This is a genomic window from Streptomyces griseofuscus (assembly GCF_014673495.1).
Classification (GTDB): Bacteria; Actinomycetota; Actinomycetes; order Streptomycetales; family Streptomycetaceae; genus Streptomyces; species Streptomyces murinus.
Genome location: NZ_CP051006.1, coordinates 681,688 through 700,086, shown reverse-complemented (window position 1 = coordinate 700,086; position 18,399 = coordinate 681,688). Strand labels below are relative to the sequence as shown.

The window sequence follows — 18,399 nt, the reverse complement described above, 5'->3', positions numbered from 1 at the left end:
GGCCACTCTGTGATGGGGTGGTCTTTCCGGTTCCGCCCCGTTCGGGGCGAAGGGGAGGATGATGACCGGCAGCGCCGACACCGTACTCACCGGGACGCGATCCGCCCGCTCCCGGCCCTCGTCGAACGGCGCCCGAAGCCCCCGGGCCGCCCTCCCGCTCGCGGCCGTCGCCGCCGCCTTCACCCTCGCCCAACTGCTCCTGGTCCGCCCCGGCATGGGCCTCGGCTGGGACGAGGCGGTGTACGTCAGCCAGGTCGGCGCCCGCGCTCCCGCCGCCTACTTCAGCGCCCCCCGGGCCCGCGGGATCTCCCTGCTCGTCGCGCCGGTCGCCGCGTGGTCGTCCTCCACGGTCCTGCTGCGCTGCTATCTCGCCACGCTCTCCGGTCTCGCCCTGTACGTGGCGCTGCGGACCTGGCGCGGCCTGTTCCCGCCCCGCGTCCTCACCCTCGCCGCCGCCCTCCTCGCCTCCCTGTGGGTGACCCTCTTCTACGGCCTCCAGGCCATGCCCAACTACTGGGTCGCGATGGGCGCACTGGTGACGGTCGGCTCGTATCTGCGCGCGGGCGCATCCCCATCCCGCCGGGGCGCGCTCGGGGGCCTCGCCGCGGGCGCCGCGCTGTTGGGCTGGATGCGGCCCATGGACGCGGTGTGGGTCGTACTGCCGCTGCTCGCCCTCGGACTGCGGCACCGGGACCCGCGCCGGGCGGCCGCACTGCTCGCCGGGCTCGCGGCCGGGGCCGCGGAGTGGGTGATCGAGGCGTACGTACGCTACGGCGGCCTGCTGCACCGGCTGTCCGAGGGCTCGGCGATCCAGGGCGGCCTGGGCTGGCACCTCGCCCTCGTCGACCAGTTGCGCAGCCTCGGCGGGCGTACCCTGTGCCGGCCCTGCGCCGGGGCGCTGCCCGGTCCGCTCGTCACCTTCTGGTGGTGCGCGCTGCCCCTGCTGGCCGCACTCGCCCTGCTGTTCGCGGTCCGCGCCGGACGGACGGCGGCCACGGCGCTGCCCCTCGCGTGCGCGGCGTCGGCCGCCTTCCCGTACCTGTTCCTGATCGGCTACGCGGCACCCCGCTTCCTGCTGCCCGCCTACGCCCTGCTCGCGCCCCCCGTCGCCGCCGCGCTGCTCCGCCTGGCGAGCGCCCCGCCCCGGCCCTGGCGCCCGGTGGCCGCGGGCGCGCTCTGCCTGGCCTTCGCCGTCCACCTCGGCGCCCAACTGACCGTCCTGGTGCGCACGGCGGACATCGCCGCGAGCGGCCACCGCTCCTGGTCGCGCACCGCCACCACCCTGCACCGCCTCGGGGTGCGCGCCCCCTGCCTGGTCACCGGCGAGGACGCCCTGCCCGTGGCCTTCTACGCCGGCTGCGCCTCGGCCGCGACGTCCGGGCCCAACGCCGACACGACGGCGGACGCCATCGCGCGCACGGCCCGGCGCGTGCCGACGGCCACCCTCGTACCGGCGGGGGCGAACCCGCCCCCGTACGCCCGTGCTTGGCCATGGGTCGCGGCCGAAAACCGACGGCTGTACTACACGCCGGGGCGCGGGGAAGGGTTTCCGGTTCGGCCGCGTCAGGTAGGAGACGGGTGATACCGCGTGTCTATGGAGGGGAAGCAGATGACGGGGAACGACACCGCCGGGCTGATGGACGAGGCGTTCTTCACGCCGGGCAGCTCCTCCTTCGCCGAGTTCCTGGCCGCCCACCGCCCCCGGCTGCTGCCCACCGCGTCCCCGCTGCCGCCCGGCACGAGCGCGGCCCCGGGCAGCTTCCCGCACGGCACCACGGTGCTCGCGCTCACCTACGGCGAGGGTGTGCTGCTCGCCGGGGACCGCCGGGCCACCATGGGCAATCTGATCGCCCAGCGGGACCTGGAGAAGGTCCACCCGGCCGACGACCACACGGCCGTCGCCTTCGCCGGCACCGTCGGACTCGCCCTCGACATGGTGCGGCTCTACCAGGTCGAGTTGGCCCACTTCGAGAAGATCGAGGGCATCCCGATGACGCTGGGCGCGAAGGCGACCCGCCTCGCGACCATGATCCGGCAGAACCTCGCGCAGGCCATGCAGGGCCTCGCCGTCGTCCCCCTGCTCGCCGGGTACGACCTCGGCGCGCCCACGGGCGAGGGCGGCCGCATCTTCGCCTACGACGCGGCGGGCGGCCTGTACGAGAAGCGGGAGTTCCACGCCGAGGGCTCCGGTTCGCCGTACGCCCGGGGCGCGCTCAAGAAGCTCTACCGGCCCGGTCTGACCCGCCGCGAGGCCGCCCTCGCCGCACTGCACGCGCTGTACGACGCCGCCGACGACGACTCGGCCACCGGCGGGCCCGACCTCAACCGCCGTATCTTCCCGATCCTCTCGTTCATCACCGAGGACGGCTACGAGCGGCTGCCGGAGGCCGAGACGGAGGAGCTGAGCCGCGAGATGGTGCGCCAGCGCGACGGCCGCCCGGACGGCCCGCACGTCGCGCCCTGAACCCTGGCGGGCATCCGGTGAACTGCCGGGGCGTCATGCGAACGGCAACGAACACCGGTACGGGCCGGGCCGGCGCCTCGCCGCCCCACCACGAGCGTGGCGGCAGCGGCGACGGACGGCTCCACCACACCGGTCGACGACATGTCCGACGCCGATGTGCGGGTCGCGGTCTTCCGCATCCTCGCCGACCCGGCCACCGGAGCGGCCCTGTGCGCGGCGGCCGAGGAGGCCCTGGACGACGGCATGCCCGAAGCCCTGCGCGCCTTCCTGGAGCACGGGCGCCGGGACGCGGGCGCCTGACCGGATCAGCGCTCGTAGACGCCGGTCAGGCGGCCGCGGGCGAGGACCGGTGCGGTGACGGCGGGCAGGAAGGCGCGGGGGCGGGCCCGCTCCGGCGCCGGGAGGTCCACGGGGGTGGCCAGGGCGAACAGCTGGAAGGTGTAGCGGTGGGGGCCGTGGCCCTTGATCGGGGCCGGACCGTGGTAGCCGCGGCCGATGGTGGAGCGCAACAGCCGTACGCCGGGCGCCGGTTGCCGGGCCCCGAGGGCACCGGGGTCGAGGTGTCCGGCCGCCGGGTCGATCAGGGCGAGGCAGTGCACGGCGGGTTTGGCCATGGGCACGTCGATGTCCTCGACCACCAGCAGGAGTCGGGCGGTGCCGCCCGGGGGCGCCGTCCAGGACAGCTGGGGGGAGAGGTCGGCGCCGCCGATGGTCTTCGCGCACTGCTCCAGCGGTATGGGGTCACCGTCGCCGAAGTCCCGGCTGGTGAGGATCAGCGGCTCGGGACCCTGGAGGTTGGGCATGTTCCACGCCATATGCGTCTCGCCCGCCCTGCGGTTCCTCAGGAGTCGGCCCAGCAGGCTCATCGCGTCGCCTCCAGCATGGTGACGACCTCGGTGGCGGTGGCGGTCTCGCCGAGCTTTGGGAAGACGCGTTCGACGCTGTGACGGTGGGCCTCGGGGTCCGGGTCGACCATGGCGTCGGTGGCCAGGACCACGTGGTAGCCGTGGTCGGCGGCCGAGCGCGCCGTCGACTCCACGCCCGAGCTGGTCGAGATGCCGGTGAGCACGACCTGGGTGACGCCCAGGTCCCGCAGCAGGGTGTCGAGCCCGGTGTCGTGGAACGCGCTGCGCCGCCGCTTGGTGATCAGATGATCGCCCGGCCGGACGCCGAGTTCGTCCACGAGCTCGGCCCAGTCGGACGGCCGCTCGGCCCTGCCCCCGGACCGGCCGGTCTCCCGGGACCGTACGGCGTCCGTACGACCCGGCGAGCGTCCGGTGACGTTGACGAGGACCACCGGCAGGCCGTGCCGCCGGAACTCGTCCGCCAGGTGCGCCGATCGCTCGACGGCGTCGGTCACCCGGGCGCCGGCGCGGGCGGAGACGATGCCCTTCTGGAGATCGATCACGACGAGTGCGCACGTCGGGTCGATCGTGGTCAGTGCCATGGTGGTTGCTTCTCCTGTGGATGTCCGTGGTGCGGGGCCTGGCCATGAGGCGAGGGCGCCCGGGCCGGGTGGTGTCTCAGGCGCTGGTGCGCCGGTGCGGACGCGTGATGGCGCCGTTCTCGCGCGGTTCCGGCACGCGGGCGGGGGTGTTGGCGCCGCGCAGCAGGGAGACGGTCGCGGCGAGGAAGGCGAGGGCGGCGCCGAAGGCGAACACGATCACCAGGCCGGAGTGGAAGGGCCCGGAGATCAGGTTCGGGAAGAACTCCCGCCCGGTCAGGGCCTGTTGCTGCGCCGGGGTCAGCCGGGCCAGGGCGCCGCTCGGCTCCAGCAGATGCCGGATCGGGTTGACGCCCAGCTGGGCGGCGAACAGCGAGGAGACCGGGGGCAGATCGCCGATCTGAGCGGCGACCTGGGCGGGCACGCCCTGCTGGTGCAGGCCTGCGGTGAGGGTGTGCGGGAGGCGGCTCGCCAGACCGGCGATCATCAGCGAGAAGAACACGCCGATCGAGACGGCGGTGCCGGAGTTCTGGAAGGTGGCGCGCATGCCCGAGGCGACACCCCGCAGTTCGGCGGGCACACTGCCCATGATCGCGGAGGAGTTGGGGGAGGCGAACATGCCGCTGGCGATCCCGTTGACCGCGATCAGCACCGCGAACACCCAGTAGCTGAAGTCGATCGGCAGCAGCATCAGGCCGAGGAAGCTGGCGCCGAACAGCACCGCGCCCCCGGTGGCCAGGCCCCGGGAGCCGAGCCGGTCGGACAGATACCCGGACACCGGTCCCGCCGCGAGGAAGCCCGCGGTCAGCGGCAGCATGAAGATGCCCGCCCACAGGGGCGTGTCGCCGTAGTCGTAGCCGTGCAGCGGCAGCCAGATGCCCTGGAGCCAGATGATCAGCACGAACTGCATCCCGCCGCGCCCGATCGAGATGGCCAGGCCCGCCAGGTTGCCGAAGGCGAAGGCCCGGCGGCGGAACAGGCTCAGCTGGATCATCGGCGCGGCGGTGCGGTTCTCGATCACGACGAACGCGGCCAGCAGCGCGAGACCGCCGGCTATCAGCACGTCGACGAAGGGGTTCGTCCAGCCCATGGTGTGCCCGCCGTAGGGCTGGAGGCCGAAGGTGACCGCGATCAGGACCGCGCTGAGGCCCACCGCGAAGGTGATGTTGCCCCACCAGTCGATCCGGCCGCCGCCCCGCCTGCCCGTCTCGCGCAGGGTGCGGTAGGCCCACAGCGTGAAGAACACGCCGACGGGCACGTTCGCCCAGAACACCGCCCGCCAGTCCCACGCCGACAGCAGACCACCGGCCACCAGACCGATGAACATCCCGGCCAGCCCCGCCACCTGGTTGATGCCCAAGGCGAAACCGCGCTGCTCCTTGGGGAAGGCGTCGGTCAGGATCGCCGCCGAGTTCGCGGTCAGCATCGAACCGCCCACGGCCTGCGCCACCCGCCAGGCGATCAGCCACATCGCCCCGTGGCCGCCGTCGAAGGGATCGAAGGACAGCAGGACCGAGGCGAAGGTGAACACCGCGAAGCCGGAGTTGTAGATCCGGACCCGCCCGTACATGTCCCCGAGCCGGCCCACCGTGACCACCAGGACGGCCTGGACCAGCCGGTACCCCATGATCATCCACAGCAGATAGGCGATATTGCCCGGGGCCAGCGGATCCAGGTGCACCCCGCGGAAGATCGCCGGCAGGGCGATCAGCACGATGGAGCCGTCCAGCGCGGACATGAAGACAGCGGCGGTCGTGTTCGTCAGCGCCGTCCACCTGTACCGGTCACCCGGTGAGCGGCGCGGGGCGGGCGCCTGGGGGGAATCCGTCATCGGCCTGCTTCCTCGAAGGTTCGTCGGCGCGGCGGGCGCGGCGGCGTCAGATGTTCTGGGCCAGCCGTTGCAGCAGCGGGGCGGTGGCCGCGAGCCGCTCCAGCTCCGCGGGCGTGAACGCGCCGCCGGTCAGGGCGCCCGCGATGAGCTCGGCCCGCGCGTTGCGCTTGTCCCGCAGCGCCTGCCGCCCGGCGTCGGTCACCGACAGCACCACGCGCCTGCCGTCGTCCGGATCGCGGCGGCGTTCGACCAGCCCCCGGGCCTGGAGCGCGCCGAGCGTCGCCCCCATGGACTGCGCGGTGATCTGCGCGTCCCGGGCCAGCGCCGATGAGGTGGTGGGGCCCGTGCGGTCCAGCTGCGCCAGCGCGCCGCGCTCCGGGAGGGTCAGTCCGCCCTCGACCGGCACCTGACGTAGTCGGCGCACCAGCACGCCGATGCTCGCGAGCAGGGCCGAGGCGACCGCCTCGGGATCCAGATCATCACTCATATGCTAAGGCTAACTTATAAAGCTGCCTTAGCATCTCTCCGAGGCTCTCCTTCCGGAACCGGACTACGGAGCCTCTCCGGAACCGGGCTCCGGAGCACCGGGCCTGACGTCGGCGGGCAGCCACCGGGCCGCCGCCGTGAGGAACAGGGCGAGCCAGCCCGCCGCGAACAGCCAGCCGCCCAGCACATCGGTGAACCAGTGCACCCCGAGGAAGATCCGGGTCAGCCCGACCCCCGCGCCCCAGCAGGCGACCAGGAGTGTCAGCGGGCCCCGGCCGTGCGGGGCGCGCAGCCACAGCGCCGTGATCAGCAGCCCGGCCGTCAGGGCCGAGGTGGTGGTGTGCCCGGAGGGGTACGACCAGCCGGAGGCCAGCGCCTCCCAGTCCGCGTACGGCGGCCGGACCCGGCCGACCAGGTCCATCACGCCGTACCGCACCGCCTGCCCGAGGCCCAGGCAGAGCAGGCCCGTCACGGCGGCGGCGCAGCGCTGCCGGGCTGTACGGCCCGCGATCAGTCCGGCCGCGATCACCAGGGCGTACGGCACCGCGCCCGTGCCCGTGTCGGTCAGCGCGCGCGCCGCGGCGACCGCCATCGGGGGCCGGTGCCCGAGGGACCGGGCGAGCAGGGCGCGGTCCGGGGGGAGCGGGGCGCCGTGCCGGGAGACCACGATCAGGGTCAGCACCGCGAACGCGGCCCAGGCGCAGACACCGAGGCCGACGACGACCGTGGTCCTCCGGGGGCTCACGACGCGGACGGCGGCCACGCCCGGGACGCCCCCGCCGTCCGAAGGGCCGGCCCGCGCGCCGCCCGAAGCCCCGGCCCGCATGCCGTCCGGCACGTCACGGTGCCTCCTTCGCCGCCCTGCGTGAACGCAGCACCTCCGCCGCGAGCGGGATCAGCGAGACCAGGACGATCAGCGCGATCACCGGCAGCAGATACTTGTCTACATTCGGGATCGAGGACCCCAGCGCGTACCCGCCGAGCGTGAGACCGAGGCTCCAGACCAGGCCGCCGATCACCTGCCACAGGGTGAAGGTGCGGGCCGGTACGCCGAGCGCGCCCGCCATCGGGTTGAGCACCGTACGCACCACCGGCACGAAGCGGGCCAGCACGATCGCCTTCGCGTGGCCGTACCGGTCCAGCAGCTCCTCCGCGCGCTGCGCGCCCTCGCGCAGTTTCGCCGAGCGGGTGCGGGCCAGCAGCGCGCCGCCCGCCTTGCGGCCGATCAGGAACCCGCACTGGGAGCCCGCCAGGGCGCCGAGCGCCGCAGCGACCAGCAGCGGGCCGAGCGAGAGGTGCAGCCCGCGGTCGGCCGCGCCGGTGCACAGCAGCCCCGCCGTGAACAGCAGCGAGTCCCCGGGCAGGAAGAACCCGATCAGCAGGCCGGTCTCCGCGAAGAGCACCACGCCGACGCCGAAGACGCCGAAGGCGGCCAGCAGCGAGTGGGCGTCGAGCACATTGACCGCGAGCTGCGATGCCAGATGTGGGGGAGTGGCCACGGCCGCACACCCTTTCCTTCGACTTGCTTCGACAACATGTGACTACACATTTGTAGACGTTCGCCGGGCGACCGTCGGACATGGACAGGGGTTCCTTCCCGGACTTTGCCCGGGGATTACCGGATCGTGACCGGTTGCCTATGAAGGTGTGGTCATCATGGTCGCGAAAGTAAGGCATGCCTTCGCTTATTTCGCATGCTTCGTTTGGTTTTCCGGGAGGGCCGCAGGGCATGTGGGACGACGCGTTTCCGAGTTTCCTGATCGGATTGAGGGAGGGACTCGAAGCCGGACTCATCGTCTCCATCCTGGTCGCCACCCTGGTGCGTGCCGAGGCCCGCTCACGGCTGCCGCAGGTGTGGACCGGTGTGCTGGCGGCGATCGCCGTCGCGATGAGCTTCGGCGCGGTCCTCACCTTCACCGCCGCGTCCATGCCGCAGACCGCCCAGGAGGCCTTCGGCGGCGTCCTCAGCGTGATCGCCGTCGCGTTCGTCACCGCCATGGTGTTCTGGATGCGCCGCTCGGCCCGCAACCTCTCCAGCGAGCTGAAGCAGAAGGTCTCCGGCGCCCTCGCCATGGGCTCCGGCATGCTGATCCTCACCTCCTTCCTGGCCGTCGGCCGCGAGGGCCTGGAGACCGCCCTGTTCCTGTGGACCACCGCCCAGGCGGCCGGTGAGTCCGCGGGTCCGCTGACCGGCGCCGCCATCGGCCTGCTCCTCGCGGCGGGGCTGTGCTGGGGCCTGTACCGCAGGGTCCTGAAGATCAACCTGACGAAATTCTTCACCGCGACCGGCGTCGTCCTGATCGTCATCGCCGCGGGCGTCCTCGGCTACGGCCTGCGCGACCTCCAGGAGGGCGGCGTGCTGCCCGGCAAGACGGCCTACGCCGTCGACCTGGCCGGCAGCATCGACGCCGGCTCCTGGTACAGCACCCTGATCCAGGGCGTCTTCAACCTGATGCCCACCATGACCTGGCTCCAGGTGGTCGCCTACGTCGCCTACCTCGCCGTGGTGATGACCCTGTTCGTGCGCGGTGTACGCGTCACCGCGCCCAAGGCCAAGCCCGAAACAGCCACCCAGAGGTCCGCCGGCGCATCCGGCGAGGGATCCGCCGCGCGGAAGCCCGCCGCCGCCCGGCGCCGCCCGGTCTGGGTGGTCCCGGCCGCCGTCGTCGCCGTACCCGCCGTCGTCGCCGGACTCTTCGTCGCCCTCGGCCGCCCCAAGCCCGCCGGTGACCAGACCGTCGCCGTCTCCGAGACCGACTGCGGCAAAGGCTTCACCGTGCCCGAGCCCGGCCGGCAGACCTTCCAGATGCACAACACCGGCCGCCAGGCCTCCGAGGTCTACCTGGTAGACCCCTCCACCAACGCGGTCTACGGCGAGATCGAGGGCCTCGCCCCCGGCACCACCCGCGACCTCGTCGCCACCATCGCCGGCGGCACCTACGCCTGGCGCTGCGTCCCCGCCAGCGGCAAGGCCGTCACCTCCAAGGCGGTCACCGTCACCGGCGGCGGCGCGGCCAAGCCGGTCGCCCCCGTCTCCGAGCAGGACCTCGCCGCGCCCCTGAAGTCGTACAAGTCGTACGTCGGCAAGGGCCTGGACACCCTGGCCGGGCAGACCCGCGCCCTCCAGCACGACATCGAGGGCGGTCACCTCGACAGAGCGCGCACCGACTGGCTCACCGCCCACCGCACCTACGCCTCGCTCGGCGCCGCCTACGGCACCTTCGAGGACTTCGACAAGAAGATCGACGGCCGCGCCGACGGTCTGCCCGGCGGTGAGCGGGACAAGGACTTCAGCGGCTTCCTGCGCCTGGAGTACGGCCTGTGGCACGGCCGCTCGGCCAAGGAGCTGACCGGGCCCGCGCGGCAGCTCAGCACGGACGTGGCCGGGCTGGGCAAGGCCTTCCCGAGCCAGGACTTCGACGCCGGCGACCTGCCGCTGCGCGCCCACGAGATCCTGGAGAACACCCTCCAGTTCGAGCTGACCGGCGACACCGACGAGGGCAGCGGCACCAACCTCGCCACCGCCGACGCCAATCTCGCCGGCACCCGCGAACTGCTCACCGTCCTCAAGCCGCTGCTCACCGACCGCGCCCCCAAGGTGCTGCCGACCGTCGACACCGACATCGACCGGGTGCAGAAGCTGCTGGACGCGCAGCACGACGGCGGCCACTGGACCCCCGTCGAGAAGCTCTCCGACGCCGACCGCCGGCGCCTGGACGGAGCCACCGGCCAGCTCCTGGAGGACCTCGCGCCGATCCCGGACCTGCTGGAGATCCGGAAGTCCGCCTGATGACCACCGCGCACCCGCACCCCGAAGGGAACCCGCCCATGCCCACCGCCGACACGCCGTCCTGCCCCGTGGGCCCCGCCCGCCGCTCCTTCGTGCGCGGCGCGCTGGGCGCCGGTGCCGCCGGAGCGGTCCTGGCCGGCGGCGGCTTCGCGCTCGCCGAGAGCGGTGGCACGGCCCAGGCCCGGCCGAGCGGTCCGGACGGCCGTACGAAGGTGCCCTTCCACGGCGCCCACCAGGCCGGGATCATCACCCCGCAGCCGGCCGCCGCCGCGTTCGTCTCCTTCGACGTCATAGCCGACGACCGGCGCGGCCTCACCGAGCTGCTGAAGACCATCACCGAGCGGGCCCGCTTCCTCACCTCCGGGGGAACCCCCGCCGACCTGGGCGTCGGCGCGCCGCCCGCCGACAACGGCATCCTCGGCCCCGAGGTCCCCGCGGACGGCCTCACCCTCACCCTCGGCGTCGGCACCTCCCTCTTCGACGACCGCTACGGCCTCGCCAAGGCCAGGCCCGCCCGGCTCGTCCCCATGCGGACCTTCCCGAACGACAATCTGAACCCGGCCGAGTGCCACGGCGACCTCTCCCTCCAGATCTGCGCGCAGAGCAGGGACACCGTGCTGCACGCCCTGCGCGACATCGCCCGGCACACCCGCGGCGCGATGCAGGTCAAGTGGCGCATCGACGGCTTCCAGAACGCCCCCCGGCCCAGCGGCGCCCAGCGCAACCTGCTCGGCTTCAAGGACGGCATCGCCAACCCGGACGTCAACTCCGCCCGCGAGACGAACAAGCTGATCTGGGTCGGCGACGGACAGGGCGAGCCCGCCTGGGCCACCGGCGGCAGCTACCAGGTGATCCGGATCATCCGGATGCTGGTCGAGTTCTGGGACCGGGTCTCGCTCACCGAGCAGGAGAAGATGTTCGGCCGCCGCAAGGACACCGGCGCCCCGCTGGACGGCGCCAAGGAGACCGACGCCCCCAACTACGCCAAGGACCCGCACGGCAACGCGATCCCGATGGACGCCCACATCCGGCTCGCCAACCCGCGCACCGCGACGTCGGACAGCTCCCGCATCCTGCGCCGCGGCTACAACTACGACCGGGGCGCGGACAATGTCGGCAACCTCGACATGGGCCTCGTCTTCTGCTGCTATCAGCAGGACGTCAAGCGCCAGTTCGAGGCCGTGCAGACCCGGCTGATCGACGAGCCCCTGGTGGACTACATCTCCCCGACCGGCGGCGGCTACTTCTTCGCCCTGCCGGGCGTCCGGGACGCCGAGGACTGGCTGGGCCGGGGCATGTTCTCCGCCTGACCGGACCCCGGCCCCTCTTTGCCGCTCCCCACCCCTGGGGAGCGGCCTTTTCCTGTTCATGGTCTTTTCCTGACCATGGGAAAGGCCTGTCGTCGCCTTTACTGCGCATCAGTTGCAAGTACGGGAAGATGGCACAAGGCTGTGGTGCGCAGCCGTACCCGTACGACGTTAGGAATGACCCTCCCGATGACGGCCGCCCCTGGTTCCGCTCCGTCCCTCCCCGCACAGGCCGGCGCCAAGCCGTCGGCCTGGCAACGCGTCCGCCGCTCCATGACGCGCCAGGAGTGGGTCAGGCTCGGCTCGATGGCCGCCTTCGTGCTGGCCCTGCACGTCATCGGCTGGGGCACCCTGGTCGGCTTCATCGCGCCCCGGCACTTCAGCGTCGGCACCGAGTCCTTCGGTATCGGCATCGGAGTGACCGCCTACACCCTGGGCATGCGGCACGCCTTCGACGCCGACCACATCGCGGCCATCGACAACACCACCCGCAAGCTGATGGGCTCGGGGCAGCGTCCGCTGTCCGTCGGCTTCTGGTTCTCCCTCGGCCACTCCAGCATCGTCTTCGGCCTCGCCCTGCTGCTCTCCCTGGGCATGAAGTCCCTGGCCGGACCGGTCCAGAACGACAACTCGCATCTGCACGAGGTCACCGGCCTCATCGGTACGACCGTCTCCGGCGCCTTCCTCTATCTGATCGCCGCGATCAACCTCGTCATCCTGGCCGGCATCTGGAAGGTCTTCCGCAAGATGCGCACCGGCCACTACGACGAGGCCGCCCTGGAGACCCAGCTCAACAACCGGGGCTTCATGAACCGCCTGCTGGGCCGGGTCACCGGCTCGATCAGCAAGCCCTGGCAGATGTACCCGCTGGGCCTGCTGTTCGGGCTCGGCTTCGACACCGCGACCGAGATCGCCCTGCTGGTCCTCGCCGGTTCCGGCGCCGCCTCCGGACTGCCCTGGTACGCGATCCTCACCCTGCCGGTGCTGTTCGCGGCCGGGATGTCGCTGCTGGACACCATCGACGGCTCGTTCATGAACTTCGCCTACGGCTGGGCGTTCTCCAAGCCGGTCCGCAAGGTGTACTACAACCTCACCATCACCGGTCTGTCCGTCGCCGTCGCCCTGATCATCGGGTCCGTCGAACTCCTCGGCCTGCTCGCCGACAAGATGGACCTGCACGGGTTCTTCTGGGACTGGGTGGCGGGGCTCGACCTCAACACGGTCGGTTTCGTGATCGTCGGCCTGTTCTTCGTCACCTGGGCGCTCGCGCTGCTGGTGTGGAAGGCGGGCCGCATCGAGGAGAAGTGGACCTCGGGCCTGGCGGAGCAGTCCGCCGACTGACCCGGTCGCACCGGCCGATCCGATATTCGCGGGGTTGACGTCCCGGCTGCGGGAAACGCGGACCGGGACCGCCGCGCGAACACCGAAGGAGGCGACGATGAGCGACGCGCAGACTCCCCTGGGGGACGACGCCTACCAGCCCACCGGGACCAATGAGGAACAGGCGGACGCCGCACCCGTGGATCCCGAGGACGCGGTCGGCGAACGCTCGTACGACGACATGCTGGACGAGGGCTACTCGCCGCCCGAACGGCCCCTCGGCGTCACCAAGTACGGCACCACCGCCGCCGAACAGCACGCGGGGGAGTCCCTGGACCAGCGGCTCCGCCAAGAGGTCCCCGAACCGGACGAACCGGTCGGCGACGGCATCGGCGACCTGCCCGGCGGCGAGGGCGAACCCCTCGACCCCGAGGCGGGCGACTCCCGCGCCGGCCGACTGTCGGCCCGGGACCCGGGAGTGGACACCTTCGCCGAGGACGTGGGCATCGACGGGGGCGCGGCGGGCGCGGAGGAGGCCGCGGTGCACGTCGTACCGGACGAGCAGGACCGGCCGGAATGAACGGAACGATTCGGCCGACCCCGGGTGGTCCGACCCGAGGGGCGGGCGCGGGGAACCGCGCGACACGCCACCGACGAGCCGCGGCTGACGACGCGGAGATGATCCCCTGAGCAGGCCCCCGGAGCAACGCAGTCGGGAACACCGGCCGAGCCTGGATCGCCCGCCGCTCGGCCGGTACGCGGTCGGAAAACCTACGGCAGCAGCTTCTCGATCGCCGACGGACCCTCCGTCTCCAGCTTGCGGCGCGCCCAGTCGAGTGTCTTCGGGGTGACGTCCCGCCCGGCCGCCATCACCAGATCCTCCGGGGTGACGTCCTGCTGGGGAGCCGAGTGGAGCAGGGAGTCCGGGGTGCAGTGGTCGTCGGGCGACCGGGACCCTCCAGTTGCGGATGTCGACATGTGTTGCCTCCTCCTCGGTCCGGATGACCGCATCCGTGCCGGTGCCGCCGAACGGGGCACACTCTCACCATTGCCCGCCGCGGCGCACCCTGCATCCGGAGGGCGCGCCGGTGACGGGTGAGAAGCGCCTGCCCACTCCACCGCGCCTCACTCGCTCCTAAGCTGGAGAGAACGCGGGACGAGTCAGCGCACCCGCACCGGGAGGCCGCCGATGAGCCAGACGTCGTTCGCCGCGGACACCTCCGCGAGCCCCCGCTATCTGCCCATCGCCGAGCACGGCCTGATCGGCGACCTGCGCAGCGTCGCCCTGGTCGGCAGCAACGGCACCATCGACTGGTACTGCTCGCCGTCCTTCGACTCGCCCAGCGTCTTCGCGGCCGTCCTGGACGCCGAGCGCGGCGGCTGCTTCGAGCTGGCCGCCGCCGTCCCGGCCCGCACCAAGCAGTTCTACTTCCCCGACACCAATGTGCTGATCACCCGCTTCTTCACCGAGGAGGGCGTCGGCGAGGTGCAGGACTTCATGCCGGTCACCGCCGATTCCGGACAGCCCTGCGACACGGCGCGGCACCGGCTGATCCGGCGGGTGGTGTGCGTACGCGGCCGTGTGCCCTTCCGCGCCCTGGTCGCCCCCCGCTTCGACTACGGCTCCGCCCCGCACACCGTCCGCGACATGGACGGCACGCTGCTGTTCGAGTCGCCGGACCTGGCGCTCGCGCTCACCGCGACCGTGGCCATGGAGTGCGACGGCCGCGACGCGTACGCCGAGTTCAAGCTCGGCGAGGGCGAGACGGCGGTGTTCGCCCTCGACCAGGCCGGCAGCGCCATCGCCCCGCGCGGCTGCGCCCACGCCGAGGCCGAGCACGAGTTCAACGCGACCGTCGCCTACTGGCGGCGCTGGCTCCAGCAGTCCCGCTACCGTGGCCGCTGGCGCGAGATGGTGCACCGCTCCGCCCTGACCCTCAAGCTGCTCACCTACGCCCCCACCGGAGCCATCGTCGCCGCCCCCACCACCAGCCTGCCCGAGCAGCTCGGCGGCGAGCGCAACTGGGACTACCGGTACGTCTGGGTGCGCGACGCGGCCTTCGCCGTGTACGCGCTGCTGCGGCTCGGCTTCAGCGGCGAGGCCGAGGCCTTCATGCGCTTCCTCACCACCCACATCAGCCCCGGCGACGGCGCCGCCTCCGGCCCGCTCCAGATCATGTACGGCATCGACGGCCGCACCGACCTGCCCGAGCGCGAGCTGCCCCATCTGGAGGGCCACCAGGGCTCGGCCCCGGTCCGGGTCGGCAACGCCGCCGCCGACCAGCTCCAGCTGGACATCTACGGCGCCCTGATCGACTCCGTCTACCTGTTCGACAAATGGGCCCAGCCCATCTCCAGCGCCCAGTGGGACGACGTCACCCATCTGGTCGAGTGGGTCTGCGAACACTGGGACCAGCCCGACGAGGGCGTGTGGGAGACCCGGGGCGGCCGCAAGAACTTCCTGTACTCGCGGCTGATGTGCTGGGTCGCGGTGGAACGCGCCATCCGGCTCGCCAACCGGCGCGGGCTGCCCGCCGAGCTGCTGCGCTGGCGGCAGACCCGGGACGCGATCTACCGGCGGATCATGGACCGGGGCTGGTCGGAGCGGCGGCACGCCTTCGTGCAGCACGAGGACGGCGATGTGCTGGACGCCTCCGTGCTGATGATGCCGCTCGCCAAGTTCATCGCCCCCACCGACCCCAAGTGGCTGTCCACCCTGGACGCCCTCACCGAGGAACTCGTCTCCGACTCCCTGGTCTACCGCTACGACCCGCTGGTCAGCCCCGACGGGCTGCGCGGCGACGAGGGCACCTTCTCCATCTGCTCCTTCTGGTACGTCGAGGCGCTGGTGCGGGCCGGCCGGGTGGACGAGGCCCGCCTCGCCTTCGAGAAGATGCTCACCTACGCCAACCATCTCGGCCTGTACGCCGAGGAGATCGGCCGCACCGGCGAGCAACAGGGCAACTTCCCCCAGGCGTTCACCCATCTCTCACTGATCAGCGCCGCCTTCAACCTCGACCGCGCCCTCGGCTGACCCGTCCCGGGCGGGGGCCGTGTATCCGCGGCTGCGCACCAGTTCATGGGTGAGGCGGGTGAAGGCGAGGGCCGCGGCGCTGCGGTAGGCGTCGGCGCGGGCGAGGAGGGTGACCGTGCGGGTCGGCAGGGCCGGTTCGAGCGGTACGGGGGCGAGCCGGGGATGGTCGTGGGTGATCGCGTCCGGCAGCACGGTGGCCAGGGAGGTGCGCTGCACGACCTCGGTCAGGGCCTGGATGGAGTTGGCCTCCACCGCGATGCGCGGGCTGACGCCGTGCCGCTCCAGATACCCGTCGATATGACCGCGGGTGGCGAAGTCACCGCTGAGCAGAGCGAGTTGACGGTCGGCGAGGTCCCGTACCGGCAGCGCGGCCGAACGGCCGCCGGTGGCGGCTGAGTTATCGGAGACACCGGTGACCAGGGTGAGCGTCTCGGTGAACAGGGGGGTCGCCGTGATGCCCGGCAGATGGGTGCCCCGGAAGGCGATGCCGAGGTCGAACTCGTCGGCCAGCAGCCCCGTTTCGATCCGGTCCTGGGTGGTCTCCCGCACGGTCAGCGTGATGCCGGGGTGGCGGCCGTGCAGCTCGGCGGTGAGCGGGCCGACGAGATAGGCCGTGAACGTGGGTGTGACGGCGAGCCGCAGCCGCCCGCGCGTCAGGTCCCGCACATCGTGGACGGCGCGCTCGGCGGCGGCCAGCTGGTGCAGCGCGCCCCGCGCGTGATGGGCGTACGCCTCGCCCGCGTCGGTGAGGCGCACGGTGCGCCCGGTGCGGTCGAGCAGCTGGCTGCCGAGGGTCCGTTCGAGCTGCTTGATCTGCTGGGACAGCGTGGGCTGGGAGATGTGCAGCTCCTCGGCGGCACGGGTGAAGTTGCCGTGCTCGGCCACGGCGAGCAGATAGCGCAGATGACGCAGTTCCAGGGCCATGAGTACGACTATAGATGGCATCAATAGCTTCTATGTCCAGCACGTCTTGGACGCTATAGCCCGAGGTCATGCATGGTGGATCTCGCCGGGCCCCACGGGCCGGGCGCCACGAAAGGGAGTGACCCCATGCATGACCTCGCCCACGGCGTCGCGCGCTTCCAGCAGGACGTCTTCCCCGCCAAGCGGGAGCTGTTCAGCCGGCTGGCCGCGCAGCACACGCCGCACACGCTCTTCATCGGCTGCTCCGACGCCCGCGTCGTGCCCGAGCTGATCACCGCCTGTGAGCCCGGCGAGCTGTTCGTCATCCGCACCGCAGGCAATCTCGTCCCCGCCCGCACCACGGGCGCCGACGGGGTCGCGGCGAGCATCGAGTACGCCGTCGGCATGCTCGGCGTGCGGGACATCGTCGTCTGCGGGCACTCCGCGTGCGGCGCGATGACCGCGCTGGCCCACGGTCACGACCTCAGCGGCGCCCCCGCGGTCGCCGACTGGCTGCGGCTCGCCGACGCTTCGGTGGCCCGCACCCCGGGCACCGCGGACGTGCCCGCGCTGGTACGGCAGAACGTGCTGGCCCAGCTGGCGAACCTGGCCACCCACCCCTCCGTCGCCCGCGCCCTGGCGCGGCGGCAGGTCACGGTGCGCGGCTGGGTCTTCGACATCGCCACCGGCCGCGTCGAGGACCTCACGGCCCCCGCCCCGCTCGCGGCCTGACGACCGACCCCCGGACCGGCCCCGCCCGGGCGCTCCGGTACCCACCCCATCCACACAGTGAGGAACGACCACCCATGATCCACGCCCAGTTCGACCCCACCGCCCGTCAGCTCCTGGCCGCCGCCGCCGTCGAGGCCAAGACGCGCAAGGACCTCTCCTGGCAGCAGATCGCCGACGCCTCCGGCCTGTCGGTCGCCTTCACCACCGCCGCCGTCCTCGGCCAGCACGCCCTGCCCGAGGACGCCGCCAAGGCCGTCGCCGACCTGCTCGGCCTCGACGCGGACGCCGCGCTGCTGCTGACCACCGTCCCCACCCGCGGCTCGATCCCCGGCGCGATCCCCACCGACCCGACGATCTACCGCTTCTACGAGATGCTCCAGGTCTACGGCACCACCCTCAAGGCCCTGGTCCACGAGGAGTTCGGCGACGGCATCATCTCCGCGATCAACTTCAGGCTCGACGTCAAGAAGGTCGCCGACCCCGAGGGCGGCGAGCGCGCCGTCATCACCCTGGACGGCAAGTACCTGCCGACCAAGCCCTTCTGACCCGCCCCACCCCCCACCTCAGGAGGACAGCATGGACTTCGTCCGGCGCACCATCGACCTCGCCCGCCACAATGTCGCCGAGGGCGGCCGCCCGTTCGCGACCGTCATCGTCAAGGACGGCGAGATCCTCGCCGAGAGCCCCAACCGGGTCGCCCAGACCAACGACCCCACCGCGCACGCGGAGATCCTCGCCATCCGCGAGGCCTGCGTGAAGCTGGGCACCGAGCACCTGACGGGGACGACCATCTACGTCCTCGCCCACCCCTGCCCGATGTGCCTGGGCTCGCTGTACTACTGCTCGCCGGACGAGGTCGTCTTCCTCACCACCCGCGACGCCTACGAGCCGTACTACGTCGACGACCGCAAGTACTTCGAACTGGACACCTTCTACGAGGAGTTCGGCAAGAACTGGGACGAGCGCCGACTGCCGATGCGGCACGAGCCGCGCGAGGACGCGGTGGAGGTCTACCGGATGTGGCGGCGCCACAACGGCGGCGAGCGCCGCGTCCCCGGCGCCCCCACCGCCCGCTGACCGGCGCCCCA

Annotated in this window: 19 protein-coding genes; 11 read left to right on the top strand and 8 right to left on the bottom strand. The window is 72.2% G+C overall.

What is annotated here, in order from left to right; genetic code table 11:
• The first annotated feature begins 61 nt into the window (after positions 1-61).
• The 3 genes from HEP81_RS03085 to HEP81_RS03075 all read left to right on the top strand — a co-directional run bounded on the left by HEP81_RS03085 (position 62) and on the right by HEP81_RS03075 (position 2,764).
• On the top strand, positions 62-1,582 hold the full coding sequence (locus HEP81_RS03085; RefSeq protein WP_051849952.1) for a hypothetical protein: 1,521 nt from the start codon (positions 62-64) through the stop codon (positions 1,580-1,582).
• 27 nt (positions 1,583-1,609) lie between these two features.
• Positions 1,610-2,464 carry a proteasome subunit beta gene (gene prcB / locus HEP81_RS03080; protein WP_037652614.1) on the top strand — a complete coding sequence of 285 codons (855 nt, stop codon included), beginning with the start codon at positions 1,610-1,612 and terminating at the stop codon, positions 2,462-2,464.
• A gap of 96 nt (positions 2,465-2,560) precedes the next feature.
• Positions 2,561-2,764, top strand: coding sequence for a hypothetical protein (locus tag HEP81_RS03075; RefSeq protein ID WP_051849953.1), 204 nt, complete (start codon positions 2,561-2,563; stop codon positions 2,762-2,764).
• Positions 2,765-2,769: 5 nt separating this feature from the next.
• Here the strand turns inward: HEP81_RS03075 and HEP81_RS03070 are convergent, their stop codons facing one another.
• The 6 genes from HEP81_RS03070 to HEP81_RS03045 all read right to left on the bottom strand — a co-directional run bounded on the left by HEP81_RS03070 (position 2,770) and on the right by HEP81_RS03045 (position 7,724).
• Positions 2,770-3,330 carry a YbhB/YbcL family Raf kinase inhibitor-like protein gene (locus HEP81_RS03070; protein ID WP_037652616.1) on the bottom strand — a complete coding sequence of 187 codons (561 nt, stop codon included), beginning with the start codon at positions 3,328-3,330 and terminating at the stop codon, positions 2,770-2,772.
• Positions 3,327-3,911 (bottom strand): cysteine hydrolase family protein, encoded by a 585-nt coding sequence (locus HEP81_RS03065; RefSeq protein WP_037652617.1) that lies wholly within the window; start codon positions 3,909-3,911, stop codon positions 3,327-3,329. Before HEP81_RS03065 ends, HEP81_RS03070 begins: the two co-directional genes overlap by 4 nt.
• Before the next feature lie 76 nt (positions 3,912-3,987).
• Positions 3,988-5,739 (bottom strand): MFS transporter, encoded by a 1,752-nt coding sequence (locus tag HEP81_RS03060; RefSeq protein ID WP_051849954.1) that lies wholly within the window; start codon positions 5,737-5,739, stop codon positions 3,988-3,990.
• 46 nt (positions 5,740-5,785) lie between these two features.
• On the bottom strand, positions 5,786-6,226 hold the full coding sequence (locus HEP81_RS03055; protein ID WP_037652618.1) for a MarR family winged helix-turn-helix transcriptional regulator: 441 nt from the start codon (positions 6,224-6,226) through the stop codon (positions 5,786-5,788).
• A 63-nt stretch (positions 6,227-6,289) separates the two neighbouring features.
• Positions 6,290-7,063: a phosphatase PAP2 family protein gene (locus HEP81_RS03050; RefSeq protein WP_243279272.1), complete on the bottom strand. Its 774-nt coding sequence runs from the start codon at positions 7,061-7,063 to the stop codon at positions 6,290-6,292.
• Position 7,064: 1 nt separating this feature from the next.
• Positions 7,065-7,724, bottom strand: coding sequence for a DedA family protein (locus HEP81_RS03045; RefSeq protein ID WP_037652623.1), 660 nt, complete (start codon positions 7,722-7,724; stop codon positions 7,065-7,067).
• A 230-nt stretch (positions 7,725-7,954) separates the two neighbouring features.
• Between HEP81_RS03045 and efeU the strand changes: the two genes are divergently transcribed.
• The 4 genes from efeU to HEP81_RS03025 all read left to right on the top strand — a co-directional run bounded on the left by efeU (position 7,955) and on the right by HEP81_RS03025 (position 13,222).
• The gene (efeU, locus tag HEP81_RS03040) at positions 7,955-10,015 is read left to right on the top strand and encodes an iron uptake transporter permease EfeU (protein WP_037652625.1); all 2,061 of its coding nucleotides are present in this window, start codon (positions 7,955-7,957) and stop codon (positions 10,013-10,015) included.
• 38 nt (positions 10,016-10,053) lie between these two features.
• Positions 10,054-11,325: an iron uptake transporter deferrochelatase/peroxidase subunit gene (efeB, locus tag HEP81_RS03035; protein ID WP_037652767.1), complete on the top strand. Its 1,272-nt coding sequence runs from the start codon at positions 10,054-10,056 to the stop codon at positions 11,323-11,325.
• Positions 11,326-11,511: 186 nt separating this feature from the next.
• Positions 11,512-12,663, top strand: a complete 1,152-nt coding sequence (nicT, locus tag HEP81_RS03030) for a Nickel transporter NicT (RefSeq protein WP_172637073.1) — start codon at positions 11,512-11,514, stop codon at positions 12,661-12,663.
• A gap of 97 nt (positions 12,664-12,760) precedes the next feature.
• On the top strand, positions 12,761-13,222 hold the full coding sequence (locus tag HEP81_RS03025) for a DUF5709 domain-containing protein (RefSeq protein WP_037652627.1): 462 nt from the start codon (positions 12,761-12,763) through the stop codon (positions 13,220-13,222).
• A 191-nt stretch (positions 13,223-13,413) separates the two neighbouring features.
• Here the strand turns inward: HEP81_RS03025 and HEP81_RS03020 are convergent, their stop codons facing one another.
• On the bottom strand, positions 13,414-13,620 hold the full coding sequence (locus tag HEP81_RS03020; RefSeq protein ID WP_037652629.1) for a hypothetical protein: 207 nt from the start codon (positions 13,618-13,620) through the stop codon (positions 13,414-13,416).
• A gap of 211 nt (positions 13,621-13,831) precedes the next feature.
• Here HEP81_RS03020 and HEP81_RS03015 point away from each other — a divergent pair, with 211 nt between their 5' ends.
• The gene (locus HEP81_RS03015) at positions 13,832-15,676 is read left to right on the top strand and encodes a glycoside hydrolase family 15 protein (RefSeq protein ID WP_037652631.1); all 1,845 of its coding nucleotides are present in this window, start codon (positions 13,832-13,834) and stop codon (positions 15,674-15,676) included.
• Here the strand turns inward: HEP81_RS03015 and cynR are convergent.
• On the bottom strand, positions 15,632-16,600 hold the full coding sequence (cynR, locus tag HEP81_RS03010) for a transcriptional regulator CynR (RefSeq protein ID WP_037652633.1): 969 nt from the start codon (positions 16,598-16,600) through the stop codon (positions 15,632-15,634). The two genes, HEP81_RS03015 and cynR, sit on opposite strands and share 45 nt — an antisense overlap.
• Positions 16,601-16,726: 126 nt before the next feature.
• Between cynR and HEP81_RS03005 the strand changes: the two genes are divergently transcribed.
• The 3 genes from HEP81_RS03005 (at position 16,727) to HEP81_RS02995 (ending at position 18,388) form a co-directional block, all read left to right on the top strand.
• A complete protein-coding gene (locus HEP81_RS03005; RefSeq protein WP_037652634.1) occupies positions 16,727-17,311 on the top strand; it encodes a carbonic anhydrase in 585 nt (194 codons plus the stop codon).
• Positions 17,312-17,385: 74 nt separating this feature from the next.
• Positions 17,386-17,856 carry a cyanase gene (cynS, locus tag HEP81_RS03000; protein WP_037652635.1) on the top strand — a complete coding sequence of 157 codons (471 nt, stop codon included), beginning with the start codon at positions 17,386-17,388 and terminating at the stop codon, positions 17,854-17,856.
• Between the two features lie 31 nt (positions 17,857-17,887).
• The gene (locus HEP81_RS02995; protein ID WP_037652636.1) at positions 17,888-18,388 is read left to right on the top strand and encodes a nucleoside deaminase; all 501 of its coding nucleotides are present in this window, start codon (positions 17,888-17,890) and stop codon (positions 18,386-18,388) included.
• Positions 18,389-18,399 lie beyond the last annotated feature (11 nt).